Origin of the sequence: Mesorhizobium sp. M0898, from assembly GCF_040319695.1 — a bacterium.
Taxonomy (GTDB): domain Bacteria; phylum Pseudomonadota; class Alphaproteobacteria; order Rhizobiales; family Rhizobiaceae; genus Mesorhizobium.
In genome coordinates this window covers 33,587-56,144 of the sequence record NZ_JAMYOE010000027.1, presented here as the reverse complement: position 1 = coordinate 56,144, position 22,558 = coordinate 33,587, and the positions used below count along the sequence as shown (strand labels likewise).

At 62.1% G+C, this 22,558-nt stretch carries 27 protein-coding genes and 1 pseudogene; 11 read left to right on the top strand and 17 right to left on the bottom strand.

Translation table 11 applies throughout. The features are described from left to right. Positions 1 to 13: 13 nt before the first annotated feature. The 4 genes and pseudogenes from NKH90_RS23855 to betI form a co-directional block, all read right to left on the bottom strand. Entirely contained in the window at positions 14 to 217 is a 204-nt protein-coding gene (locus NKH90_RS23855; RefSeq protein ID WP_352471478.1) for an SDR family oxidoreductase, read from the bottom strand. 50 nt (positions 218 to 267) lie between these two features. After that, a pseudogene (locus NKH90_RS23850) lies at positions 268 to 447 on the bottom strand (aspartate aminotransferase family protein); the annotation flags it as partial. 24 nt (positions 448 to 471) lie between these two features. Then, a complete protein-coding gene (locus tag NKH90_RS23845) occupies positions 472 to 1,773 on the bottom strand; it encodes a flavin monoamine oxidase family protein (protein WP_352821316.1) in 1,302 nt (433 codons plus the stop codon). A gap of 76 nt (positions 1,774 to 1,849) precedes the next feature. Continuing rightward, on the bottom strand, positions 1,850 to 2,566 hold the full coding sequence (gene betI / locus NKH90_RS23840) for a transcriptional regulator BetI (protein ID WP_502898870.1): 717 nt from the start codon (positions 2,564 to 2,566) through the stop codon (positions 1,850 to 1,852). 113 nt (positions 2,567 to 2,679) lie between these two features. Between betI and NKH90_RS23835 the strand changes: the two genes are divergently transcribed. Next, positions 2,680 to 2,898 (top strand): hypothetical protein, encoded by a 219-nt coding sequence (locus NKH90_RS23835; RefSeq protein ID WP_352821312.1) that lies wholly within the window; start codon positions 2,680 to 2,682, stop codon positions 2,896 to 2,898. A 2-nt stretch (positions 2,899 to 2,900) separates the two neighbouring features. Beyond that, positions 2,901 to 3,158: a hypothetical protein gene (locus NKH90_RS23830; protein WP_352821310.1), complete on the top strand. Its 258-nt coding sequence runs from the start codon at positions 2,901 to 2,903 to the stop codon at positions 3,156 to 3,158. Between the two features lie 42 nt (positions 3,159 to 3,200). Here the strand turns inward: NKH90_RS23830 and NKH90_RS23825 are convergent, their stop codons facing one another. From NKH90_RS23825 to NKH90_RS23810, 4 genes are all read right to left on the bottom strand, one after another. Further along, positions 3,201 to 4,259 carry a dipeptidase gene (locus tag NKH90_RS23825; RefSeq protein WP_352500772.1) on the bottom strand — a complete coding sequence of 353 codons (1,059 nt, stop codon included), beginning with the start codon at positions 4,257 to 4,259 and terminating at the stop codon, positions 3,201 to 3,203. 186 nt (positions 4,260 to 4,445) lie between these two features. Next, positions 4,446 to 4,745, bottom strand: coding sequence for a GNAT family N-acetyltransferase (locus NKH90_RS23820; protein ID WP_352451160.1), 300 nt, complete (start codon positions 4,743 to 4,745; stop codon positions 4,446 to 4,448). Then, positions 4,738 to 5,373, bottom strand: a complete 636-nt coding sequence (locus tag NKH90_RS23815; RefSeq protein ID WP_352821307.1) for an alpha/beta hydrolase — start codon at positions 5,371 to 5,373, stop codon at positions 4,738 to 4,740. Before NKH90_RS23815 ends, NKH90_RS23820 begins: the two co-directional genes overlap by 8 nt. Positions 5,374 to 5,383: 10 nt before the next feature. Beyond that, positions 5,384 to 6,316 (bottom strand): VOC family protein, encoded by a 933-nt coding sequence (locus tag NKH90_RS23810; protein WP_352821305.1) that lies wholly within the window; start codon positions 6,314 to 6,316, stop codon positions 5,384 to 5,386. 208 nt (positions 6,317 to 6,524) lie between these two features. Between NKH90_RS23810 and NKH90_RS23805 the strand changes: the two genes are divergently transcribed. Beyond that, on the top strand, positions 6,525 to 8,117 hold the full coding sequence (locus tag NKH90_RS23805) for an alkaline phosphatase family protein (protein WP_352821304.1): 1,593 nt from the start codon (positions 6,525 to 6,527) through the stop codon (positions 8,115 to 8,117). A 52-nt stretch (positions 8,118 to 8,169) separates the two neighbouring features. Here the strand turns inward: NKH90_RS23805 and NKH90_RS23800 are convergent, their stop codons facing one another. After that, entirely contained in the window at positions 8,170 to 9,537 is a 1,368-nt protein-coding gene (locus NKH90_RS23800) for a PRC-barrel domain-containing protein (protein WP_352540232.1), read from the bottom strand. 252 nt (positions 9,538 to 9,789) lie between these two features. Between NKH90_RS23800 and NKH90_RS23795 the strand changes: the two genes are divergently transcribed. Beyond that, positions 9,790 to 10,710 (top strand): diacylglycerol/lipid kinase family protein, encoded by a 921-nt coding sequence (locus NKH90_RS23795; protein ID WP_352821302.1) that lies wholly within the window; start codon positions 9,790 to 9,792, stop codon positions 10,708 to 10,710. A gap of 58 nt (positions 10,711 to 10,768) precedes the next feature. Here the strand turns inward: NKH90_RS23795 and NKH90_RS23790 are convergent, their stop codons facing one another. After that, positions 10,769 to 10,942 carry a hypothetical protein gene (locus NKH90_RS23790; protein WP_292659198.1) on the bottom strand — a complete coding sequence of 58 codons (174 nt, stop codon included), beginning with the start codon at positions 10,940 to 10,942 and terminating at the stop codon, positions 10,769 to 10,771. Between the two features lie 146 nt (positions 10,943 to 11,088). On the opposite strand from NKH90_RS23790, the gene NKH90_RS23785 reads away from it, so the two are divergent. Continuing rightward, positions 11,089 to 12,615 (top strand): sensor histidine kinase, encoded by a 1,527-nt coding sequence (locus NKH90_RS23785; RefSeq protein ID WP_352613535.1) that lies wholly within the window; start codon positions 11,089 to 11,091, stop codon positions 12,613 to 12,615. Between the two features lie 48 nt (positions 12,616 to 12,663). On the opposite strand, the gene NKH90_RS23780 is transcribed toward NKH90_RS23785, so the two are convergent. Further along, positions 12,664 to 13,143, bottom strand: a complete 480-nt coding sequence (locus NKH90_RS23780; protein ID WP_352540234.1) for a hypothetical protein — start codon at positions 13,141 to 13,143, stop codon at positions 12,664 to 12,666. Positions 13,144 to 13,153: 10 nt separating this feature from the next. Beyond that, positions 13,154 to 13,480 (bottom strand): ElaB/YgaM/YqjD family protein, encoded by a 327-nt coding sequence (locus NKH90_RS23775; RefSeq protein WP_023678546.1) that lies wholly within the window; start codon positions 13,478 to 13,480, stop codon positions 13,154 to 13,156. Between the two features lie 110 nt (positions 13,481 to 13,590). Between NKH90_RS23775 and NKH90_RS23770 the strand changes: the two genes are divergently transcribed. Continuing rightward, positions 13,591 to 14,088: a response regulator gene (locus NKH90_RS23770; RefSeq protein ID WP_352821300.1), complete on the top strand. Its 498-nt coding sequence runs from the start codon at positions 13,591 to 13,593 to the stop codon at positions 14,086 to 14,088. Between the two features lie 29 nt (positions 14,089 to 14,117). Here NKH90_RS23770 and NKH90_RS23765 read toward each other — a convergent pair whose 3' ends face one another. After that, a complete protein-coding gene (locus NKH90_RS23765; RefSeq protein ID WP_023678544.1) occupies positions 14,118 to 14,669 on the bottom strand; it encodes a sigma-70 family RNA polymerase sigma factor in 552 nt (183 codons plus the stop codon). Positions 14,670 to 14,672: 3 nt separating this feature from the next. Further along, positions 14,673 to 14,876: a NepR family anti-sigma factor gene (locus NKH90_RS23760; RefSeq protein ID WP_023678543.1), complete on the bottom strand. Its 204-nt coding sequence runs from the start codon at positions 14,874 to 14,876 to the stop codon at positions 14,673 to 14,675. A gap of 217 nt (positions 14,877 to 15,093) precedes the next feature. Between NKH90_RS23760 and NKH90_RS23755 the strand changes: the two genes are divergently transcribed. The 5 genes from NKH90_RS23755 to NKH90_RS23735 all read left to right on the top strand — a co-directional run bounded on the left by NKH90_RS23755 (position 15,094) and on the right by NKH90_RS23735 (position 18,399). Further along, a complete protein-coding gene (locus tag NKH90_RS23755; protein ID WP_352471123.1) occupies positions 15,094 to 15,888 on the top strand; it encodes a response regulator in 795 nt (264 codons plus the stop codon). Positions 15,889 to 16,114: 226 nt separating this feature from the next. Beyond that, positions 16,115 to 16,279 (top strand): DUF1328 domain-containing protein, encoded by a 165-nt coding sequence (locus tag NKH90_RS23750; protein WP_023678541.1) that lies wholly within the window; start codon positions 16,115 to 16,117, stop codon positions 16,277 to 16,279. A gap of 191 nt (positions 16,280 to 16,470) precedes the next feature. Beyond that, positions 16,471 to 17,505: a sensor histidine kinase gene (locus tag NKH90_RS23745; RefSeq protein WP_352451150.1), complete on the top strand. Its 1,035-nt coding sequence runs from the start codon at positions 16,471 to 16,473 to the stop codon at positions 17,503 to 17,505. Positions 17,506 to 17,636: 131 nt separating this feature from the next. Beyond that, entirely contained in the window at positions 17,637 to 17,807 is a 171-nt protein-coding gene (locus NKH90_RS23740) for a hypothetical protein (protein WP_352685923.1), read from the top strand. 346 nt (positions 17,808 to 18,153) lie between these two features. After that, positions 18,154 to 18,399: a YMGG-like glycine zipper-containing protein gene (locus NKH90_RS23735; RefSeq protein WP_006328050.1), complete on the top strand. Its 246-nt coding sequence runs from the start codon at positions 18,154 to 18,156 to the stop codon at positions 18,397 to 18,399. Between the two features lie 98 nt (positions 18,400 to 18,497). On the opposite strand, the gene NKH90_RS23730 is transcribed toward NKH90_RS23735, so the two are convergent. From NKH90_RS23730 to NKH90_RS23720, 3 genes are all read right to left on the bottom strand, one after another. Continuing rightward, positions 18,498 to 20,120, bottom strand: coding sequence for a CHASE domain-containing protein (locus NKH90_RS23730; protein WP_352821298.1), 1,623 nt, complete (start codon positions 20,118 to 20,120; stop codon positions 18,498 to 18,500). A gap of 129 nt (positions 20,121 to 20,249) precedes the next feature. Next, positions 20,250 to 21,050, bottom strand: a complete 801-nt coding sequence (locus NKH90_RS23725) for an ATP-binding cassette domain-containing protein (protein WP_352613525.1) — start codon at positions 21,048 to 21,050, stop codon at positions 20,250 to 20,252. 15 nt (positions 21,051 to 21,065) lie between these two features. Then, on the bottom strand, positions 21,066 to 22,430 hold the full coding sequence (locus NKH90_RS23720; RefSeq protein ID WP_352821295.1) for a sugar ABC transporter permease: 1,365 nt from the start codon (positions 22,428 to 22,430) through the stop codon (positions 21,066 to 21,068). Between the last annotated feature and the right edge of the window lie 128 nt (positions 22,431 to 22,558).

Sequence of the window (22,558 nt, the reverse complement as noted above, 5' to 3'; positions counted from 1 at the left end):
CTTAGCGGTGAAGCTAAGAGCGTGCAAATGACGAGCCCTGCCTTTTGCGGGGCAGCCCCGAGGCCGACCGGTCTTCCATGCGCCCGACAGCGACAGTCGCGCTCATACGGGTCCGGGTCATGTCGCCTTCGATATAGATGATCTGGCCGGTCATGAAGCTCGACGCGTCGGAAACCAGGAAGATCGCGGCACCGCCCAGTTCATCGACCTCGCCCACCTTGCCAGCGGCCGACCAATGCCACGGCTGAGATTGCCGGCGATAAACGCCTATCCCCGCCAGACATCTTCGCGGCGCAGATCGTCCATCGCGCGCGAAATGCCTTTGCGCAGGATCGACACCATATCGTCGATCTACTGGCGCTTGATGATTAATGGCGGCGACATCACGCACATGTTGATCAGTAGCCGGACCAACAGGCCGAGCTCGTGGCAATGCGCGTCGAAGCCGGTCGGCACCTCGATCCGCCTCGCTTATGACCCTGAGGCTCTGCTGGCGATAACCGACTGAATAATTTTTTGCGCAGCAGTGCGACCGGCGACGATCGCGCCCTCGACATAGCCCGGAAATGACGGCGACAGCTCCGACGAGGCAAAATGCACCGGCGGGGCGCCCGCCCGGATAATGCGTTCGGCATCCGTTGCCGCCGCATCGACGATCGAATCGCTGTAACCGCCGCCACTCCAGTGATCCCCGGTCCAGTCGCGATAGCTGAGATCGGTGACGCCGGCGGCCTCGATACCGAGCGCATCTTGCAGCTTTGATGTCACCGTTGCGCGTAGCGCCGCGCTGTCCATATCCCGCCAGCGCTGCGCCAGCGGCCCGCCGATGAAGACGACAAGTGCTGCATGATCCTCGTCCTTGCTGGCATCGCAGGCAAAAAGTCCGTGCGGCTCCCGCCACATCACCATGCCGCTCAAGCCCCTGTCGCGCCAGAAAGCCTTGGGATAGCGCACCAGCATTTTGATAACTGCGCCGCTTTCCCAGACGCCGAGGGCTCTCTCCAGCGCAGCCGGCAGCGGCGGCACGAAATCGACTCTCGAGGCCATCATCGGCGGTAGCGCGACCAGTACCGCTCGTGCCTCGGTCACGCCGGCAGGCGAAACGACGCGAACCCCTCCCGGCCCGTGCTCAATAGCCTCGACAGCTGTATTCAGCCGCAGTCGATCGCCGAGATCCCGCGCAAGATCATCCGCCAGCGAATGCATGGTTTCGCCCACGAAATACTGCAGCTCCGACACCTCGTTGATGATGCGGCGATCATTGTCGATTAAGTACCACAGCGGCAGCCTTTCCATTGCCAGGCACCACAGGCCCTCGATCATCGACCGAAAGGCGGCCTTGGCATCGTCGGGATCGTTCTGGCGATCGAGCCATGCCGCGACTGTCAAGCCGGCGATGGCCGGGTCGGTCGGTGCGATCGCGTTCATCCGCTCGCGCATTCGCATCGCGGTGCCGTAAGTGCGCCCGGCTTGCGCCTCGCTCATTCGCGGCTGCGTGACGAATTCGCCTGCGACATGGGTCTCGACCAATGTCTTGCCGCGCGCTCGCACCAGCGCCATTAATTCCGGCATGTCTTCGCACAAGAACTGGCCGCCGCTGTCGATCCGCTCGCCGAGCCCGTTCTGCACGGCTTCGACGCGGCCGCCGACACGGTCGCGGGCTTCGAGCAGCACGACATCGATGCCGGCGTGGTTCAATTCACGCGCGGCCGACAGGCCGGTGAAGCCGGCGCCGACGATGGCCACATCGGCTCGTTCGATCTTGAACTTCATTAGCCGGCCTTGATCTTCTCGAATGTCAGGCGCCGGATCATTGTCTTCATTGCTGATCCACCCTCTTTTTGATGGTTCACGCCGGCCTGGCACCGCGGGCTGCTGAGTTCGGATAGTGCTTGGGGAATGCCGCAGACAGGAACTCGTTCGCGGCCTGCAGCGCCGTCTCGCGTGTGGCGTCCTCGGTGCCCATCATCAAATGCAGCCACAGACCATCCAGCATGGCGCTGAGCGCCAGCGCCATGACTTGCGGCTCATAGGCATAGAAGCCGCTCTGCTTGAGCGCCGCGCAAAGATCGATGAATATGTTCTGGTAGACGGCATCGCGTGCGCTGCTCAGCGCCTGATATTTCGGTCGCGATTTGGCCTCGCCCCAGAAGGCACACCAAGCAGCCAGCTTGCGCTTGTTGCAGATCAAGCGGTTGAAATCGGCTGCCACCAATGCCTGCAGCTGGCGGGCGGGATCATCGCCGGCCCTTTGCAAGGCGCTGCGCCAATGCGCCGAATACTCGTCATGCATGTATTGCAAAGTGGCGACGAGCAGCTTCTCCTTGCTCTCGAAATGGAAATTGACGATGCCGCGCGACAGGCCGGCGCCGTCGGCGACGTCGGCCATAGTCGTTTCCGAATAGCCGCGCTTGGCCAATGAATCGATAGTCGCTTCGATCAGTTGAACCTGCCTTGTCTCTTTCGACGCTTTGCGGCCGCGCTTTTCGGAATCGCTTTTTCGCGCCGGTTCGAGGAGGGCTTCGCGCGCCTCTGTTGTCTTCATCGGGGTGATGGTCTCCAGCATCGCCGGCTAGCCGACCGGCATCGGCCGCGAAGATCAGTGGGACGGTGTTTGCCACTGTCAAGCACCTTCTGCATGGCTGCCCATATTCGAATGTTCTCGTCGAGATTGCATCCTTGGAGAAAACGTCGTCGAAGGCACCGTCGGCGAAAGGCAGCAGTCCCGGCGATGCAAACCAGATCAGCGCCGCCGAGCCTGCCTGCAGCGGACCTTGGCTCGAGATCCACGCCAGGCGCGAGCTGCAATATCAAAAGCTGCTGAAGCGTGCCAAACTGGTGCCGCGGCTGGTCGTCAGGCTCGGCCACCGCACTGCCAATCCGCCTGCGGATTTCTAAAAATGGCCGACACCGACAGTCCCAAACTCGACGCCGAAGCCGCCGAACAGTGGCAGCTGATCAACACACCGCTCGGCGAAAAATGGTCGGGCCGCACCCGCTATGCTGCGGCCATGTTCTTCTACAAACGCGGTGAGATGAGCGCTGAAACGCTGGAGGTCTACCGTATTTGTGCCAGGCTGGATTCGACCGATCCGCTGCCGATCATCCGCGACCGCGGCATTGGCCGGGACTGGCTTAAACGCATGGGTTTCGAATAGTCGGCCTCCAAATCGCATTCCGGTCAAGCCGGCATCACCCGCTTAGCCGATGGTCTTTTCCAGCATGCCGAGCCAGTTGCGATAGGCGATCTTCTCGATCAGCGCGCGCCCGAAGCCGCGAGCCGCGAAAGCGTCGAGCAATCTTGGCAGGCCGGCAACGTCGCCTATCACGGCCGGGATCATGGCGCCGTCGAAATCCGAGCCCAGGCCGACGCCGTCTTCGCCCAGCGCCTGCAGCAGCGAATCGACATGGCGCACCATGATGTCGAGACTGGTGTCGGCGTTCATCCTGCCGTCCTCACGCAGGAACCCGGTGGCGAAATTCAGCCCGACCATGCCGCCGGAGTCGCGGATCGCGCCGAGCTGCCATTCGGTGAGGTTGCGCGAATGGCCGCAGATCGCGTGCACGTTGGAATGGGTCGCGACCAGCGGTGCGTCGCTGATCTCGACGACGTCGCGGAAACCTTTTTCGTTGAGATGCGAAAGATCGATCATGATCTTCAGCTGGTTGCAGGCTTTCACCAGCGCCTTGCCAGCATCGGTCAGCCCTGGCCCTGTATCGGGCGACGACGGGAAGCGGAACGGCACGCCGTGGCCGAAGGCATTGGGACGGCTCCAGACGATACCGAGCGAGCGCAGGCCGGCTGCGTGGAGGACATCGAGCAGGGTGAGCTCAGGGTCGATCGCCTCGACCCCTTCGATGTGGAAGACCGCCGCGATCGAGCCTTGCGCCATCGCCTTCCTCACATCGCCGGCGGTGCGGCAGACAGTGAGCGCCGAAGCCCGCTCCAGCCTGAACAGGATCGAGGCCATCGCTATGGTGGAGTTGAGCGCATCGGCGCGCGGAACCTCGGGCGGCATGGGCTCGCTGTCGCTCGGCGCCAGCGGCACCGCGCCGCGCTTGGATTTCTCGACAGGCGGCGGGAAGATCGCGAACATGCCGCCGGCAAATCCGCCTTTCTTCGCGCGCGGCAGGTCAATATGGCCACTCGGCGTCCCCTCGACGAACAGCTTTTCGACGTCCGCATCCTTCGACTGGTAGAGCCTGAGCAGCGTGTCGTTGTGGCCGTCGAAGACGGGAATGAGATCGGATTCGGTCATGGAGGGCCATTCGGTTGAAGTGGTCGGGCCGCGGAGGGCGAGCCGGTTGTTGCCAATACTTAGGCAAGGCGAGCGCTCTGCGCAAATCCCGCATGTTTGCCTTATGTTTGTACGCCGCCAATGGTCGAAGCGGCACGCGGTAAAGCCGCGCACCCTTTGTCCTGTCATTCATCGAGGGGCAGTCTCTTACCGCTTCAGCACGTCCGCCCATTCCGGATGGCGGCGGAACTGAGCATTGGCGAACGGGCAAAGCGGGATGATCGTCTTGCCCGCCGCACGTGCATCCTCGACGGCACGGGTGACGAGGCGAAGTCCCGCGCCCTGGCCGCGAAATGCATCCGGCACTTCGGTATGGTCGATGATGATCTGGTGCTCGCCGACCTTGGTGAAGGTCATCTCCGCCTCGGCGCCGCTCGGCCCACGCAGGAAGTAGCGGCCCTTCGAGCCGCGGTCCTCCAGCTCGATCTCCGGCAATAGGTCAGACATGGCTTGCGGTCCTTTCATCCGGCGCTACGGCGAACAACTGCCGCGCCGCCTCGATCTCGCTCGGCCGCACCTCATGGCCGCCGTCATGCCACTCGACTGTGACATCGGCACCATCGGCGCGCAAATAGGCTTCGAGCCGCGCCGTCAAATCAGGCGGACAGATCGGGTCTCGCCTGCCGGCGGTGACCAGGATGCGGCTGCCGTCAAGGCTGCCCTTGACCTCCGGCTCGAACGGGATCAGCGGATGCATCAGCACCGTTGAGTCGAACAGCGAGGGTTCGGCAAACAGCACCGAGGCCAGGATGTTGGCGCCGTTGGAATAACCGAGGCCTAGCACCAAAGATGGCTTTGCCGCCTCGACATGTGCCTTGACGAAGCCGGCCATCTTGTCCGTCGCTCGCGTGAGATCGCCCATGTCGTAAACGCCCTCGCCGGTACGGCGAAAGAAGCGTGCGGCGCCTTGTTCCGAGACATCGCCGCGCGGGCCGACGATCGTCGCTTGCGGCGCAAGATCGCGCCCAAGCGACAGAAGCTGATCCTCGTCACCGCCAGTGCCATGGAAGACGAAGAGCAACGGTCCGCCCAGCGAACCGGGCAGCACCTTGTGAATATACGAATCCTTGCTCATAACCCTGCCCTCAGTCTTCCAGTTTCTGCAGATGCTGCTCGAGATAGGGCCGCAAATGCTGGTGTTGCGACGGCAGTTTCAGCGCCTCGCCGAGATGGGCGGTATCCTCGTCGCGGTCGAAGCCCGGCTCGTTGGTGGCGACTTCGAACAGCACGCCCCCCGGTGTGCGGAAGTAGATCGCCCAGAAATAATCGCGGTCGATCACCGGCGTCACCTGATAACCTGTATCGAGGAGTGCCTTGCGCACTTCGATCTGCTTGGCGCGGTTCTCGACGGCGAAAGCAACATGGTGGACCGAGCCGGCGCCGAGATTGGCGAAGCCGGCCCCTGGCAGCGATTCGATATGGACGACGTCGGCGCCGTTGCCGTTCTTCACCGCCAGCCGCCTGATGTTGCCGGACTTGTCGACCTCCTCATAACCCATGAATTTCAGCAGCTCTTCGGTGGCGCCGCCATCTTTCAGCCTGAGCGACACCGAGTGAAAGCCGCGGATCGCCACGTCGGTGGGAATGCCACCCTTGGCCCATGGCGCACGGTTGTCCGCTCTGTCTTCGACCAGCGCAAACCCGTCGCCGTCGGGACCGGCGAACGCAAGACGCTTCTCGCCGAACGTCTCCTCATGGGACAGCCCGGTGACGCCTTGGTCGGCAAACCGTTTCTCCCAATAGCCGAGCGTGCCCTCAGGCACCGAGTAAGCGGTGGTGCCGACCTCGCCAACGCCATGGCGGCCCTTGCCGATGTTTGGAAACGGGAAATAGGTCATCACCGAGCCGGGTGTGCCGACCTCGTCGCCGTAATAGAGGTGGTAGACATCGGGTGCGTCGAAATTGACGGTTTTCTTGACCCGCCGCAGACCGAGCGTCCCGGTGAAGAATTCATTGTTCTGGCGCGCATCGCTGGCCATCGAGGTGACGTGATGCAGGCCCTTGACCTGGTCGAGCATGTTTCTGCTCCTTTCCTTGTGCCGGTGCGGCCCTTGCCGCTGTCCACGCAAATATGAGCATCCGCCTCCTGGCCGCAAAGGCGGCAAACACAGAATGGACTGTGCTGTTAAAGTGAACGACGAAGCAGGTTTTGTTCACCATTCGGCAAACTGGACCGGCTTGCATACTCGCCGAAATTGCGCTCCATGAGCGACGCATGTAGCCAGCATGAGGATACAGCGGTTGAGTGGAAAACGCCCCAACATTCTCCTGATCACCTGCGACCAGTGGCGGGGCGACTGCCTGTCAGCTGCTGGCCACAAGGTGGTAAGGACACCGAATGCCGACGCGCTGGCTGCCGAGGGCGTTTTGTTCCAGAAGCACTATGGCGGCGCCGCACCTTGCTCGCCGGCGCGCGCCTGCCTCTACACCGGCCTCTACCAGATGAACAATCGTGTCTGCCGCAACGGCACACCGCTCGACGCCCGCCACGGCAACATAGCCCTCTGGGCACGCGCCCTCGGCTATGATCCGACGCTGTTCGGTTATACCGACATGGCGCGCGACCCGCGCACGCTGGCGCCTGGCGACCCGCAGCTGAAAAGCTATGAAGGCGTGCTGCCCGGCTTCACCGTGCGCCAGCTTCTGCCCGAGCACCAGAAGCCCTGGCTGTCATGGCTCAAGGCGCGCGGCGTCGATGCCGGCGCCGGCTCCCCCGCCATTCACCGCCCGGCGGGCGAAATCCTGGAAAACGACGGCGCGATCAGCAACGGTCCGCCAATCTATTCGAAGGACGAGACGCCGTCGGCCTTCCTGGCCGGCGAATTCATCCGCTGGCTCGGCGAGCAGGAGCGCGATGCCCCGTGGTTCGCGCATCTTTCCTTCATCAGCCCCCACCCGCCCTTCATCGTGCCGGCGCCTTACAACGCCATGTACAATCCGGCCATCGGTCCAGCTTTTGACCGCGCGGAAAGCTGGCAGGCCGAAGCAGCAAGCCACCCTTATCTCGCCTATGAACTTAACCGGCAGGAACGGTCGAAATTCCGTCCCGGCTCGGAGGGCAAGGTGCGCGACTGGGGCGACGACAATTTTCGCCGCATCCGGGCGCTCTATTACGGCATGATCTCGGAGGTCGACGCGCAGCTTGGCCGTGTCTGGCAAGCGGTCAAGGCGGCCGATGCATGGGACGACACCGTCATCGTGCTGACCTCCGATCACGCCGAGATGATGGGCGATCATTTCATGCTGGGCAAGGGCGGCTTCTTCGACGGCAGCTTCCATATTCCGCTGGTCATTCGCGATCCGCGCCGCCACAAGGCGGCCGGCAGCAGTGTCGACCGCTTCACCGAGGCGGTCGATTTGGCACCCACCTTGGTCGAGCTCACTGGGCTCGAGCTCACTGGCGGCGAAGTCCTGCCGCATCTCGACGGCCGCTCGCTGGCGCCTTTCCTGGACGCAACGGAGCCGGACAATTGGCGCGATGCGGCGCATTGGGAGTTCGATTTCCGCTCGATTGCGGATGGTGATGCAGAACGCTATTTCGGCATCGGTCCGCGTCAGTGCAATCTCGCCGTCATCCGCACCCAAAAGTTCAAATATGTGAATTTCGGCGGCGGCCTGCCGCCCTTGCTCTTCGACCTGGAAAAAGATGCCGGCGAGCTGACCAACGTCGCTGACGACCCAGCCTATCTGCCGGTGCGGTTGGAATTTGCCGAGAAGTTGCTCGCCTGGCGGGCCGAGCATCTCGACCAATCTCTGGCGCTCGCCGAATTGACGGACAATGGCGTTGCCGGCCATGTCGCGGGCTTTCCCTCGACATAAACAAAGCCCGCGCCGTTGCCGGCGCGGGCTTCTCTGTCGGCCTGTGTGCTGCTTAGCGCATGATCATGCGCTGTTTGTCGCGATTTTGCGCATAGCTGGCCTTGTCATAGGGAGCCTGCGCCTCAAGCTGCTCCTTGGTGAAGTTCGTGTAGAGATAGCGCTTGCCGTTCTTGTCGGTCATGAATTTCAGGTTGTCCATGCCGACCGCCACCTCCTTCTCGCCGACGCCAAGGAAGCCGCCAACGTCGATGATGACTGCGTCGACCTTCTTGTCGCTGCCCAGCACGATATCGCCGATCTCGCCGACGTTGACATCGTTGGCGCCATAAACGGTGGTTCCAACCAGATCCTCGGCCCGGATTTCGCCCATCGGCATTTCGGTTAGCGTCGACTTGTCGATCGACCCGGTCTTGGTCTGGTCGGCCGTGGAATTAGCCGGAGGCGCCGCTGCCGGAGCGTTTTGAGCCGTCTTGCCGGCCTGGTCAGCGTTGTTAGTCGTTGCGGTGTTGTCGTTCGGCGCAGTGTTGCTGGCCATCACGGTGGGCGTGACGGTAGCAGGCGCATTGGCATCGTTCGACGCAGTGGTTGCCGGCGCCGGATCATAGGCCTTGCGGTTGAAGTCTGGCTGCGCCTGCAGCTCTTCCTTGGTCGTTTGCGCGACCAGCCAGCGATCGCCGTTCCTCTCGGCCCACTGCGCCTTGTCGAAGTCATAGGCGACGTTCTTTTCGCCGATGCCGAGGAAGCCGCCGACACCGATGATCAGCGATTGCGCCTTGGCTTCCTTGTTGATGACGATGTCGTTCACGTCACCGATGTTTTGGGCGTCGTCGCCGGTGCCGTTATAGACGGTCTCGCCGATGATATTGGTGGCGAGATTGCCTTCGGCGCGCTTCACTGGCTCAGCCGGCGCGGCAGGCGCCGGGGTTGTATTTTGCGCGCTGGTGGAAGGGGCGGCAGGCGCCGCATTATCCGCCGAAGCTGGTGGCGGAGTCGGATCGTAAGGCCTCCGGTCGAAATCCGGCTGAGCCGTCAACTCATCCTTCGTCGTTTGCGCTATCAGCCAACGGTCGCCATTTCTTTCGGCCCATTGCATCTTCTTGTAGTCGAAAACGACGTTCTTGGTTCCTATGCCAAGAAAACCGCCAACGCCGATGACGACGGATTTTACCTCGCCGCGCTCGTCGAAGACGACATCGGTGATCTTGCCGATATTCTCTGCATTGTCGCCGGTGCCGTTATAGACCGACTCGCCGATGATATTGGTGACAAGGCTGCCCTCGGCGCGTTGCACCGGAGCGGCTGGAGCGGAATTCTCTACGGCGGGTGGTTGCGCCGGCGCCGGGGTCGTCGCCGACTGCGCAAATGCACCCGTCGCAATCAATGTTGCGACTGCTGTCGTGGTTAAAAGGGTGCGGATCATCTTAGTGTCTCCTCGTCGGTGATTTCGTGCACGCCGTACCCGCCTGGCGTCACTGCGGGCGCAGCGTCTTCTGCATGTTCACAACGTTGTGACCACACTGTTGTTCCGAAAAAAGCCGTGGTGCACCCGGTGCGATGTCAATGGTTCTCGGATTCGCCGCGTTGGTCGAAAGGAACATTTTCTCGGCCGCCCCGTTCCACTCCCGGCTGGGGCTCCGTCCCGGCCCGATAGGTGCTGGAAAATGGAACGGCCATGCGGTTTGCAGCGGTGCTGAACAAGGACGGGGGCACCCTGCGCACCATCGATCTTGAGGCCTTCGCCAGTCGGATGCGCAGCACCCTTGAGAGTGCCGGCCACTCGATTGATATCGAAATCGTCGCCGGCAAGGATATCGTCGCCACGCTGGACGGCGTAGCTTCCAGGCGCGGCATCGACGTCCTGCTGGCTGGCGGCGGCGACGGCACCATTTCGGCCGCGGCAGCCCGTTTGATGAATGGGGAGAAGGCGCTGGCAATTCTGCCGGCTGGCACAATGAACCTTTTTGCGCGCGGCCTCGGTATCCCGCAGACCCTCGATGCGGCACTGAAATCGTTTGCCGACGGCGAGGTGATGGCAATTGACATTGCAACAGCCAACGGCCGGCCTTTCGTACATCAATTCTCGATCGGCATGCACGCCAAGATGGTGCAACTGCGCCAGAAGATGGAATTCGGCTCGCGGCTGGGGAAGATGCGTGCCTCGGTGCGGGCCGCTTGGGCAACGATCAACAACCCGCCGGCCATGAACGTAACGCTGACGGTCGGTGAGGCCGAGATCAGAACGCGGATCACCGGCATCGGCATCACCAACAATCTGTTCGGCGAGGGCCACCTGCCCTATGCCGATAATCCGGCAGGCGGCGTGCTGGGCATCTATGTCACCGTGGCAAGGCGGCGCGGCGAATTGATCAGGTTCCTCTTTGACGTCGCCCGTGGGAAATGGCGCGGCAACGAGCATGTCGAAATCCATCAGGCAAACCGCGCCGTTTTGAAAATCCATTCGACTAACAGGAAAGTTCAGGCCGTCATGGACGGCGAACTGGTAAAGCTCGATCGCGAGACGACCGTCGAAATCCATCCGCGCGCGTTGAATGTTCTCGTCCCGGCGCGCGCTGTCGAGGCAAAGGTTGCCTGACGTGGGATGCGTGATGTGGGGTTGCGTGATGCAAACTGGCGCGAGCGATGGAGAGAACCTAGCCGCTGGGCGTGTTGCCCTGTTCGGTCTTCGGCGTCTCGATCATCCAGCCGTAGATTTCGGCGACGCCCCAGGCGATAAAAGCCAGCAACAGCGCGGCGATCAGGATACGAAGGACATGCCGACCCCGCCGCCCTTGACGGGCTTTGTTTTCAGGAATGGTTTTTGGCATTGTCTGGCTCCATATTTGGCGCCGGCAGGCGTAACTGGCGGGGCGTTGGCTGGTAACGGTCCCCCGCCGCGAAAGTTCCGGCACTGCAAGGCGGCAGACGGGCCGGTTGGCCTGACCAATCAGCGGAGCCGGCCACCGGGGGCATAGTGGACGACAATAGCCAGAACACGCCGGGCCTGCCGGCCGATATTCGCCGTGTGGTGGGCGCCGCGGACCGTCTTGCCGTGCTGCACGGCCTCGACACGCTGGACGGGGCTGCCGACCCTGATTTCGATCGTATCGGCGGTCTTGCCGCTTCGGCGATGCAAACGTCTGTCGCACTGATCACGCTGGTCGATGCCGAGCGGCAGTGGTTCAAGTCCTGTATCGGCCTCGACGAGACCGAAATCGCAACCGAGACATCGTTCTGCGCCTATACCATCGCAGCCGGCGACGTGCCGATGGTGGTGGCCGACGCGGCGGCGGATCCGCGGTTCAAAGCCAATCCGCTGGTCACCGGCGAGCATCATATCCGCTTTTACGCAGGCGTGCCCATCGTAGTCGACGGCGCGCTGATCGGCACGCTGTGCGTGCTCGACCGGAAGCCGCACGCACGTCCCTCCTCTGTCCAGCTCGACCAGCTGTCGGCGCTGGCCGGCCTCGCCGCCAGCCTGTTCACGCTGAAGGATGCAACCCGCAGTGCGGCGATTGCCAAGGCAGCACTGGTTCGAGAGGAAAAGCGGCGCGCTATCGCGCTCGACGCGGCTTCGCTTGCCAGCTGGGCATGGGATATCCGCAGCGATATGATCGACTGCGATGTCCTGCTGTCCGAATTGTTCAACCTGCCGAAGTCGAACAGGCTGAGGGCGCGCGACATCCTGACCGCCATCGACCCGCGCGACGTTCACCAGACCGAAACACGCTTTCGCGACGCGCTGACCGGCAGCGACGATTATTTTGGCGAATACCGTGTCAAAGGCCTCGATCCGCCGCGATGGATCGCAACACGCGGCCGCGTCATAGAACGCGACGGCGATGGCAAGCCGACGCTGATCTTCGGCGTCAACTACGACATTACCGAACGCAAGCTTGGCGACGAACGTCAACGACTGTTGCTGCGCGAGCTCAATCACCGCGTCAAGAACACTTTGGCAACCGTACAGGCGCTGGCGACGCAGACCGTTCGCCATGCCCGCCAGCCAAGCGAATTCCTCGAAGCCTTCAGCGCCAGGCTGCAGGCACTGGGCGTTGCGCACAGCCTGCTGTCGGACCGCGAGTGGCGCGGCATCGGCATCCGCGAGCTGGTGGAGATCGAGCTAAAGCCGTTCCAAGCCGCCGGACAATCGCGCATGGCGATCTCCGGCGCCGATGTCCTGCTCTCACCCGACCAGGCAGTCGGGCTCGGGCTGATCCTGCATGAACTGGCAAGCAATGCACTGCAATACGGGTCGCTCTCGGTTTCCTCCGGAAAGGTCGATCTCGATTGGAGGGTACAAGGCAGGAAGGGCGCACGCCGTCTGTTGCTGGCCTGGCGCGAAAGCGGCGGCCCGCGGGTTGCGCCGCCCGAACGCCATGGCTTCGGCTCGATCCTGATCCGCCGCAGCCTGGCCAAGGTCATTTCCAGCGAGGTGATCCATGAATTCCGGCCGGACGGCGTGGTCGCGGAAATATCGATTCCGCTCGAAGATTTGTGATTTTGCGACCGGCGCCAGAATCGTTTGCCCCGAACTATCCCCTCCGAACTATTCACGTTTGCCGGTATCCGGATCATCGGAGCCGCGCTTCACGTTCTCGCGGTAGATGGCGTAGGCAGCGAGTGCTATCGCCGGGCCGAGAATCGCGCTCAGTCTGGCCTTTCCCGGGCCATCTTTGCCCTTGAGCAGCGCCGGCAGCACGGCGAGTGCCGCAGTGATGCCGATAGCCTTCATGTCAGCGTTGCGTCGCTTCGCCCGGCGCCTGGCGCGCGAGCCGGCCGACATCCGGTAGACGAGCAGGATGAGACCGGCGATTGCGAGAAAGCCGATCCCGAAGCTCAGGGAAGCTGCCATCGGCCCATAGCGGGCCGCCGTCCAGATATAGGCCGCCCCGACCAGGAAGCCGAGGCCGCACAGCGCTACGACCGCTGCGACCGAATAGACAATTGCAGCCACACGCGCGCGTTGCACCGCCGCAATGGTTTCGCCCGAGGCGAGGCCCGAGATCAGCGATGCAAGCATTCCCATGCGTGCAGAACTAGCGGCGCGCGAGAAGCGCGAAGAGGAACCCGACGCCGGCGGCGATCGCCAGCGACGTCACCGGCTTCTCGCGCATATGCGCTATCATCTGCGCCTCGATGTCCCTGGCGTTGCTGCGCAGGCTGTCGAAGGCTGCCTCGCCCTGGGTTCGCAACTGCTCGACGCTTTCGGCGGCGGCTCGCCGCGCTGCCCCGTAGCCATGTTCGCCAGTTTTGGCCAACAGCTTGGTAAGTTGGTCGATGTCGGCCTTCAGTTGTGCGATGTCGGCCTCAATATCGGAATTCGTGCGGGCTTCGTTCGCGGCCTTTCCTGCGGCAGTCGCCATTGCTTCACTCTCCATGCTTTTGCTCGGTCGAAACGCCCGACAGACCCCAAGGTTCCGGCACGAACCTCTTCTAACCCTATCTCCGGCAGCGCGCGTTGCAAATGCCTTGCATGGGCCGAGGCCGACGCATCCGCGCCAGCGCGTCTTTTTTAAATGACAGCATGCCAAATAACGATCATGACTTCCCCCGTTTCACGATCGAGACGAATTTAAGGAGATATTGCTGCGTGCGCGCATCACTCGACGGTTTGCGGATTCTTATCCTGGAAGATGAGTTCCTGATTGCCATGGATATCGAGCAGCTTTGCCGCGACTACGGCGCGCTCAATGTGGTCATCGCCCGTGATCTGACTGAGATCGAACAGCAAGACGTTGCCGCGCAGTTCGATGTGGCCATCGTCGACCTCATGCTGAGCGGCGTTTCGACGCTCCAATTTGCTTCGCGGCTGCGTGAAGCGGGCATCCCGTTCGTCTTTGCCTCGGGCTATTCGGATACGGACGAGATCAAGAAATCCTTTCCCGGCGTCAGACTGGTCACCAAGCCCTATTCGGGAGACGATCTCGTCGAGGCAGTGGCGGCGGCCTGCAGGCGAACGCCTCTCCGCTGAGGCGCGGAGCGGTTCGAACACGCCGCGCTTCACGCAGCCGTCGACCCGGTTACCTGAGCCGAAATTGCGTCCGGGCCATACTCGTCTTCACCGGAGATCTTCAGAATTTCCTGCAGCCGTGTGCGGGCGCGGCTGACGCGGCTCTTGATCGTTCCGACGGCGCAGCCGCAGATCTCGGCCGCTTCCTCGTAGGAGAAGCCCGACGCGCCGATGAGGATAATGGCTTCGCGCTGGTCTTCTGGCAGCAATTCGAGCGCGCCGCGAAAGTCCTCGAGGTCAAGTTGGCCGTGCTGGGCCGGGTGAACGGCAAGCCTGGCCGTCATGACGCCATCGCTGTCCTGCACCTCGCGGCCGCGCTTGCGCATCTGCGAATAGAATTCGTTGCGCAAGATCGTGAACAGCCATGCCTTCAGATTGGTGCCGGGCTGGAAGCTTTCATGCTTGTCCCATGCCTTGACCAATGTTTCCTGCACCAGGTCGTCGGCCTTGTCGGCGTTTTGCGTCAGCGACACGGCAAAAGCCCGCAGGCTCGGGATCGAGCCGAGCAAGTCGGTCTTGAAGCCCTGGGAGACGGCCGCCATGCCTCAGTCCTTCTTTTGTACAGGTTCGGCTTTTTCCAACTGGCTGAGCAGCTGGGCGAAGCGATCCGGCACATTGTCGGAGACCAGCTCGTCGTAGTATTGTTTGAGTTTGCGGCCGATTTCCGAGTTCGGCCCAAGCGGGTCGCGGGAAGCAGCCCGGCGCCCGTTGCCAACGCCACCCATGGTAGCTTTCGTCATGTTCTTCATTTCGCCCTTTTGTCCCAGCCTTAAGCCGCCCTTCAACACATAACGCAAGGCAAGCGGCAGCCTCGTCTGGTTGCCCAACCCGCCCCTAAACGCCAGCCCATATATTTAGTTCCGCATGATCGGAACTTTTTCGCAGAACCCGCGTTTTCAACTCTGGGCTTGCGAACCGTTTTTTAGCTGTAACATGCAATCACGTCATATGAGGGAGACGTCCAATATGAGCCTATCAGCAACCATCGCTCCGCACCTGCCGTTCCTGCGTCGCTTCTCGCGCGCAGTATCCGGATCGCAGGAGAGCGGCGACGCGCTGGTCGCCGCAATGCTCGAGGCCATCATTGCCGATGTCGACATCTTTCCGAACGCATCGAACGACCGCATCGCGCTCTACAAGGTCTTTGCCAAGCTCTTCACCTCAGTGGCCATTCGCGTTCCGCAGGAGCATGCCCAGTCGGCATGGGAACAGCGTGCCGCGGCCAATCTGAATGCAATTGCGCCTCGCCCCCGCCAAGCCTTTCTGCTGGTGGCGGTCGAAGGCTTCAGCGAAGACGAGGCGGCGGAGATTCTCGACGTCGACGAACAGGAATTCTCCGAACTCCTCGCGCAGGCGAGCAACGAGATCTCCCGTCAGGTGGCAACCGACGTGCTGATCATCGAGGATGAGCCGCTGATCGCCATGGACATCGAGGAAATGGTCGAAAGCCTCGGCCACCGCGTCGTCGGAACGGCGCGCACCCACGCCGAGGCGGTGGCGATGTTCGGCAAGGCGCGGCCAAAGATGGTGCTTGCCGATATCCAGCTTGCCGACGGAAGTTCGGGCATAGCGGCCGTGAATGAGATCCTGTCGTCGACCTCGGTACCGGTGATCTTCATCACCGCCTTTCCCGAGCGCCTGCTCACCGGCGAGCGGCCGGAACCGGCATTCCTGGTTACCAAGCCGTTCAATCCGGACATGGTCAAGGCTCTTATCAGCCAGGCCCTGTTCTTTGACCGGCACGCGAAAGCCGCGGCATGAAACAGCGGGCGGCCGAACTGCGGCCGCCGAGACAGCCGCTCCCCAGGATCAGAGGGGAGTGACGCCGGCTCAATTCACTGGCAACCAACTGGGGCAACCAACTGGACCTTTCCACACACCGCGGCAATTCGGGCCCTGAAGATTTTCAGCATCGTCTTTTTCGGAAAATGGTGGAACAAACGGAGGCGAATCACGTTTTCACCGCAGCATTGGAAGGAGATCGATCATGCTTTACTGGGCGCTCGTATTTCTCGTCGTGGCGATCATCGCCGGTGCGCTTGGTTTCGGCGGCATCGCTGGCACCTCGGCCGGCATAGCGCAGATATTGTTCTTCATCTTTCTCGCCTTCCTGATCATATCGCTTATTGCCGGCCTGATCAGACGAGCGTGAATGCCAAGCGGCCATTCAAGCGAACACTGGAAGCCGCACCCCTCAAACGGTTTCCAGCCACCGCCGGGCAGTGTCCTCCAACGGGATGCCGCTCGGCGGACCGCTTTTTAAGGTTTGATACGAACCTCCTCCTTTTGGAACCCATTTTTCCGCGAACCGTTCAGCCCGACATGGGTTGAGCAAATTGACCGATGCGTTCCAGAGTCGGAAAAATGAAAGACCGCGGCCAGAGTGATGAGATCATCGCTTTGCATCCCGCCGAAAGCGGGATGCAGCTTGGTCGGGCCCTTCTCCATGCACTGCACAATGCCGGGATTTCCGTCCTGTACCAGGATCGCGAGATGAAGACGGTGTGGGCGCGCAACATGCGCGCGCCCTGGACTTCCGATGCCTCCGACAACAACGGCATCTTGCCGCCGGCGCAGGCAGAGCGTATCGGCGCCGCCAAGCACGACGTCATCGTCTCCGGCAATCCTCAACATCTTGAGCTCAGTGTGCCGGCCGATGACGGCGCCCGCTGGTTTCAGGTGTGGATAGACGCCGACCGCAGCGAGACCGGCGCGGTGCAGGGCGTCGTGACCACCATGGTCGAAACAACCGAGCAGAAACGCCGGGAGCAGACGTTGAAGGCGCTGCTGCGCGAAGTCAGTCATCGCTCCAAGAACCTTTTGGCCATCATCCAGAGCATCGCCACCCAGACGGGCCGTTATTCCGGCAGCATTGACGATTTCCTGACGCGCTTCCGGGGCCGATTGCAGTCGCTGGCCTCGTCGCAGGATTTGGTTACGTCATCCAACTGGCGGGGAGCGGCGCTGCGCGAGCTGGTTTCCGGTCAGGTCGGCAGGTACGGCGCGGATCCCTTGCACAGCCTACGTTTCCGCGGCGCAAATCCATATCTCAACCCCAATGCCGCCTTGCACATCGGCTTGGCCATGCATGAGCTCGCCGTCAATTCGGTCAGCTATGGCGCACTGTCGCGCAGCGACGGTTTCGTCGAGGTGACGGCCGATCTGACGGCAGCTTCCGCTGGCGAGCCTGCGCTGTCGCTGACATGGGCCGAAGTGATCGGAGCCAACGACAATCAGCGCAGTGAGAAGCGTTTTGGCAGCGTCGCGCTCGAACGCGTCGTGCCCACTTCATTGAATGGAACGGCGACCCTTGAGATCACCGGGAACCGCCTCGAATACCGCCTTGTCGTTCCTCACGGTAATTTCGAGACGGATTAACGAGCGGCGGTCGCCGCGCGAAGGCTTGCTGCGCATCGCCATCTTTAACCGACTGTTCACCATAAAGTCCGATCCTGTGCGAACGTGCCGATCCGCCGGATTGAGTTTGGCACAAAGTGAAGGGATGGGCGTTGACGGCTGCAGACGTGAACAGACTGGAACAGGCCGCTCGCGTCTCGATGGGCGGTTTTCAGGATCCCGACGCGCCCGCAACGCCCGCGCCTCGTGCTTCGCCCCTGCGCTTCGCCGCCGTCGCGCTTATGGCCGCGATCGTCCTGACCGCCGCGTCCCAACTGATCTGAATCGAACTCGCCTCTGCTTGATCGCTTTGAAACCACTGCCCGAGTGCTCGGCCGTGCCCGTTCGCGGTCGCTGACCTGCAGGGCCAGGCCCAACATGTCGGCGCCAGATGCCTTGCCGTCGATCCGGCGCTCGAGAACGACCATGACAGGATCGTCTGGAACGTGCGCCCCAACGGCACGCTCGATGCGTCCTTGGAGATTTCCGGGTTCGTGGTAGCATCGAACGGCGCACGCCCCGAAAAAGACTATCTTAATCAACAATGAAATCGTGCGGGCAAAGGCCGTACTTTCATGCTAAATGGCGGCTGGAGCTTATTAAAGTGAGGACAAAAGTGAGGATGACTCCATGCGGAAGATGATTATTGCCATGGTTGCCGTGGTTGCGGTCAGCGGCTGCACCACCACGGAAGAGAACGTGGGTATCGGCACTGTGGGCGGCGCGCTCATTGGTGGCGCTGTCGGCGGCGGCAAGGGCGCTTTGATCGGCGCCGGCGCTGGTGCGATTGGCGGTCTGCTCGTTCGCCGGCTGCAAAATGGCTACTGCCAATACAGAGATCGTCACGGCCGGATTTACACAGCTCGCTGCAACTAGTTTCGAGCTCCAGGCGAACAGCAAACGCGGAGGCAGGCCACCTGTCTCCGCGTTTGCTCTTTAAAGCGCTGTTGCGATGCGGCCCACGAGACGGCGTTTCAGGCCGGCAGCGGAACCTTGATTTCCACGTTCAAGCCATCTTCGCGAAAATCGCGCCTGATTGTGCCACGCAATTCGCGCGTGACGTTGAGATCGATCAGTCTGGTGCCAAAACCACTCTTTGCCGGTCTCTCAAGCTTCTTCTGACCGGCCTCGCGCCAGTTGAGAGCCAATGTCCGGGTGCCGCTACGGGCTTCGAGCGACCAGTCGACCTTCAGCGCACCGACTGAATTGCCGGCTTCGCCATGCTTCAGCGCATTCGTCGCCAGTTCGTGAAAGACGAGGCCGAGTGCCTGCGTCGTCTTTTCATCGAGAAGAATCTGCGGTCCCGACAGCAGCCCTTCAGGAAGCTCGCTGCCGAACACCTGGCCTAGCTCGATGCGCAGCAGGTCGCCGAGATCGGCTTTCTGCCAGCGTGAGCGCGTCAGCATGTCCTGGGAAGCCGCCATCGCCTGCAGCCGGGCCGAGAAAGAAGCCGAGAATTCCTGGACGTCGGTGGTGTGCGATGCTGTCTGGCGCGCGATTGCCAGCACCCGCGTGATCGAGTTCTTGATGCGATGCTTCATCTCCTGCAGCATCAGGTCTTTTTCCAGCAGGCTCTTTTCGGTCGTTTCGTGAAGCAGCGAGACCGCCTCATAGGCCCGCTCCTGATAGCGGGCCACCAGCGCGATGGCGCCCGCAAGCAGCAGTCCGAACAATCCGAGCATCACCGGGATGGCGCGCGAGGAAGGTTGCGAGAAAGCACTTGTCGGCCTGAACAGGACGACCCACGGCCGGCCGGCGACGGTGACCTTGCGGGTGACCAGCAGCCTGTCGCCGAGGCTCGAAACAGGCGGCGTTTCCGATTGGAACAGCAGGTTGTCGCTGTCCACCGTGCCGTCATAGATCTCGGTGTTGACCGGCAGCAATGGTGCCCGGCTGAGCGCAGCCTGGAACAGATCACGGGCGCGGAAGGCCGCATAAAGGAAGCCGGCAGTCGAGGATCTCGTCGCGTTCACGGCGTCCGGCGCGGTTTCGACATTGAGCCGGACGAAGACGAGGAACCCGGTAAAGGTCTGCGCGGCACCCGTATCCTTGCCGAACTGCACGAGCCCGCTGGCGTGCTGCTGGTCGTCGGCCATCGCCTTTTCGATCGCCTCGCGCCGCGCCGGCCCGGTGAACATGTCGTAGCCGATGCTGGATTTGTTGGACGGATCCAGCGGTTCGAACAGCACGATGGGCGTACGCCACGGTAAGTTCGTGTCGGGATAGATCGGATGGCTTGCGCCGTGATCGTGCAGGATGTCGCGCTCGACCGCCGCCTCGTTGCCAGTTTTCGCCAGGCGGAGGAAACCGATGCCGCGCAGGCCGGCGAAATTATTGTCGACGTCGAGCGCGTTGAAGAAAGCCTTGAACTCGCCCTGCGAGATACCGCCATTGCGTGCGTCGAACAGCGCCCGGGTCGAACGCAGCAGCGACAGGTCCAGGTCGATGCGGCTTTCGATCCGGTTAAGCGCGTCGTCTGCCGTCGCCTCGAATTTAATGCGGGCCGCCTCCTGGGTGGCAAAATAGGCAAAACCCGCCATCGTCAGGCTGATCAGCGCGACGGCGATAAAAGCGACGGTCGGAAAAAGCTTCTTCAATTGCTGATACGTCCCGTGGACGGTTCGGCATCTTTATGGGCAAGTCCTGACGCCAACACAATGGCGAGGCCAAAGCATGGTGACGGCTGGCACATTTTGGCGGCGTGTGATTAGCCGGCTAATTCTCGTTCATGCGGCGATCTTCAGCGCGCCCGGCCCCGGAATGGCGCCGGGTGGGCACTTGCCGAGGATGATCATGCCGAGCACCTCGTCCTGGGTGACGTCGGTTGTGCGCGCCGTTCCGACAACCCGACCGTTCTTCATGACGCAGACACGGTCGGCAAGCTCGAACACGTCGTGAATATCATGGCTGATCAGGAAGATGCCGATGCCGTCGGCCTTGAGCTGCCTGACCAGTTCGCCGACCTGCGCCGTCTCTTGCGGCCCGAGTGCAGCCGTCGGCTCGTCCATGATCAGGATGCGAGCATTGAACAGGATGGCGCGGGCGATCGCCACCGACTGCCGCTGGCCGCCCGAAAGCTTTACCACCGGCTCCTTGAAGCGTTGGAAACGCGGATTGAGCCTGCCCATCACTTTGCGCGCCTCGGCCTCCATGGCGACGTCGTCGAGCGTTCCCCAGCCGGTCATCAGCTCGCGGCCGAGAAACAGGTTGGCGGCCGCATCGACATTGTCGGCCAGCGCCAGCGTCTGGTAGATCGTCTCGATGCCGTACTTCTTGGCGTCGCGGGGATTGGAGATCGAAGCCTCCTCGCCGTTGACCAAAATCTGGCCCGCATCGCGCTTGTAGGCGCCGGACAGGATTTTTATCAACGTCGATTTGCCGGCACCGTTGTGACCGAGCAAAGCCATCACCTCGCCCGGGAAAAGGTCGACAGAGGCATCGTCGACGGCGCGAATGCCGCCGAAAGCGATGGAGATGTTGCGCATGTCGATCAGCGGCGTGCCCGTGGGAGCGGTTTTGTCTGCCATGATCGTTCCTCCTCCCTACACACGTTTGCGATAGACGGTATCGAGCCACACCGCGAGCACCAGCACGGCGCCGACAACGATGCTCTGCAGCGGTGAATCGATGCCGAGCAGCACCATGCCGGACTGCAGCGACTGCATCAAAAGCGCGCCGAGCATGGCGCCGAGCACTGTGCCGGAGCCGCCGGCGAGCGACGTGCCGCCGATCACCGCCGCCGCGATGACCAGCAGCTCGTCCAACGTGCCCAGCGCATTGGTCGACGAGTTCTGCCTGGCTGACGAGATCGCCGCGGCGATCGTCGCCAGCACGCCCATGATCATGAACACCTTCATGGTCACCCAGCGCGTGTTGATACCGGCAAGGTTGGCTGCTTCCGGATTGCCGCCGATGGCGAAGACATAGCGGCCGAAACGGGTACGCTTGGCGATGAAGGTCATGATCAGCCCTACGGCTACAGCCATCAGCACGGGTATGGCGATGCCATGGGCGATGAACAGCCCGCCTTCGGGAACCGTTATATTGTTGGCCGCCGCATATCTGTTCACGATGCCGACCGGCCAAGGATAGGAATTGGCAAGCCATATGGCGCCCATGATGGCAGCGCAGGTGAGGACACCGAGGAACGTCTCGGCCCAGATCGGGCGCAACGGAAAGCGGAACCGCTTGCGCTGCACCCGCCCGTTGAGCAGCATGAACACAACCGCTAGGCACGCGACAATTCCGACGATCCAGCTCCATCGCGCGCCGATCGAACCCGCCGGCCCGCCCCCCATCAGCTGGAAAGTGGCATCAAGCGGCGCAATCGTCTGACCGCTGGCGACCCACCATGCGGCACCCCGCCAGACCAGAAGGCCGCCCAGCGTCACGATGAAGGCCGGCACCTCGAGATAAGCGATGATGTATCCCTGGAACGCTCCGATCAGAAGGCCAAGCGCCAGGCCGATGGCCAGTGCCAGGATCCAGATCCAGGGATTGCCTAATTGCAGACCGATCATTCGCACCAGGAAATGCACCTGCGCAAAGCCCATGACCACGCCGATCAGACCTTCGGCGGAACCGACCGACAGGTCGATATTGCGCATGACGATAACCAGCACCATTCCGGCGGCCATTATGGCCACGGCGGAAGTCTGCACCGACAGGTTCCAGAGATTGCGTGGCGTCAGGAAGGTCCGGCTGTCGAAGTCGAACGGATTGACGCCGAGCCGTACGCTGGAAATGACATGCAGGCCGACCCAGATGACCAGCAGCGCGCCGACCATGCCGAGCATGCGCGTGTCGAGTTCGGTTGCCTTGAGAAATCGGGCAACGATGCCGAGCTCGGATTCCCGTGCCCGGTCTGCCGTGCTGTCGACCGGCGTGTTGGACGTCGTGTCGGTCATGATGTTTCTCCCGCCGGGTTGCCGTCTGCCGCGGATGCCGGAAGCAGCCTAGAAGTTATCCGCCGGAAGCGGAAAAACAACTCTTGTTGAAAAACGCCGCGGCGAGCGGCCGCGGCGTTCGGACTTCT

Bases quoted from the DNA above. Each gene is read 5' to 3' on its own strand.
- betI (WP_502898870.1), bottom strand. From the start codon at position 2,566: ATGCTGGAGACCATCACCCCGATGAAGACAACAGAGGCGCGCGAAGCC.
- NKH90_RS23755 (WP_352471123.1), top strand. From the start codon at position 15,094: ATGAGCCTATCAGCAACCATCGCTCCGCACCTGCCGTTCCTGCGTCGC.
- NKH90_RS23760 (WP_023678543.1), bottom strand. From the start codon at position 14,876: ATGAAGAACATGACGAAAGCTACCATGGGTGGCGTTGGCAACGGGCGC.
- NKH90_RS23790 (WP_292659198.1), bottom strand. From the start codon at position 10,942: ATGCCAAAAACCATTCCTGAAAACAAAGCCCGTCAAGGGCGGCGGGGT.
- NKH90_RS23725 (WP_352613525.1), bottom strand. From the start codon at position 21,050: ATGGCAGACAAAACCGCTCCCACGGGCACGCCGCTGATCGACATGCGC.
- NKH90_RS23745 (WP_352451150.1), top strand. From the start codon at position 16,471: ATGCGTTCCAGAGTCGGAAAAATGAAAGACCGCGGCCAGAGTGATGAG.
- NKH90_RS23810 (WP_352821305.1), bottom strand. From the start codon at position 6,316: ATGCTCGACCAGGTCAAGGGCCTGCATCACGTCACCTCGATGGCCAGC.
- NKH90_RS23820 (WP_352451160.1), bottom strand. From the start codon at position 4,745: ATGTCTGACCTATTGCCGGAGATCGAGCTGGAGGACCGCGGCTCGAAG.
- NKH90_RS23780 (WP_352540234.1), bottom strand. From the start codon at position 13,143: ATGGGAATGCTTGCATCGCTGATCTCGGGCCTCGCCTCGGGCGAAACC.
- NKH90_RS23735 (WP_006328050.1), top strand. From the start codon at position 18,154: ATGCGGAAGATGATTATTGCCATGGTTGCCGTGGTTGCGGTCAGCGGC.
- NKH90_RS23720 (WP_352821295.1), bottom strand. From the start codon at position 22,430: ATGACCGACACGACGTCCAACACGCCGGTCGACAGCACGGCAGACCGG.
- NKH90_RS23750 (WP_023678541.1), top strand. From the start codon at position 16,115: ATGCTTTACTGGGCGCTCGTATTTCTCGTCGTGGCGATCATCGCCGGT.
- NKH90_RS23830 (WP_352821310.1), top strand. From the start codon at position 2,901: ATGGCCGACACCGACAGTCCCAAACTCGACGCCGAAGCCGCCGAACAG.
- NKH90_RS23795 (WP_352821302.1), top strand. From the start codon at position 9,790: ATGCGGTTTGCAGCGGTGCTGAACAAGGACGGGGGCACCCTGCGCACC.
- NKH90_RS23805 (WP_352821304.1), top strand. From the start codon at position 6,525: ATGAGGATACAGCGGTTGAGTGGAAAACGCCCCAACATTCTCCTGATC.
- NKH90_RS23800 (WP_352540232.1), bottom strand. From the start codon at position 9,537: ATGATCCGCACCCTTTTAACCACGACAGCAGTCGCAACATTGATTGCG.
- NKH90_RS23775 (WP_023678546.1), bottom strand. From the start codon at position 13,480: ATGGCGACTGCCGCAGGAAAGGCCGCGAACGAAGCCCGCACGAATTCC.
- NKH90_RS23845 (WP_352821316.1), bottom strand. From the start codon at position 1,773: ATGAAGTTCAAGATCGAACGAGCCGATGTGGCCATCGTCGGCGCCGGC.
- NKH90_RS23815 (WP_352821307.1), bottom strand. From the start codon at position 5,373: ATGAGCAAGGATTCGTATATTCACAAGGTGCTGCCCGGTTCGCTGGGC.
- NKH90_RS23825 (WP_352500772.1), bottom strand. From the start codon at position 4,259: ATGACCGAATCCGATCTCATTCCCGTCTTCGACGGCCACAACGACACG.
- NKH90_RS23765 (WP_023678544.1), bottom strand. From the start codon at position 14,669: ATGGCGGCCGTCTCCCAGGGCTTCAAGACCGACTTGCTCGGCTCGATC.
- NKH90_RS23770 (WP_352821300.1), top strand. From the start codon at position 13,591: ATGGGCCGAGGCCGACGCATCCGCGCCAGCGCGTCTTTTTTAAATGAC.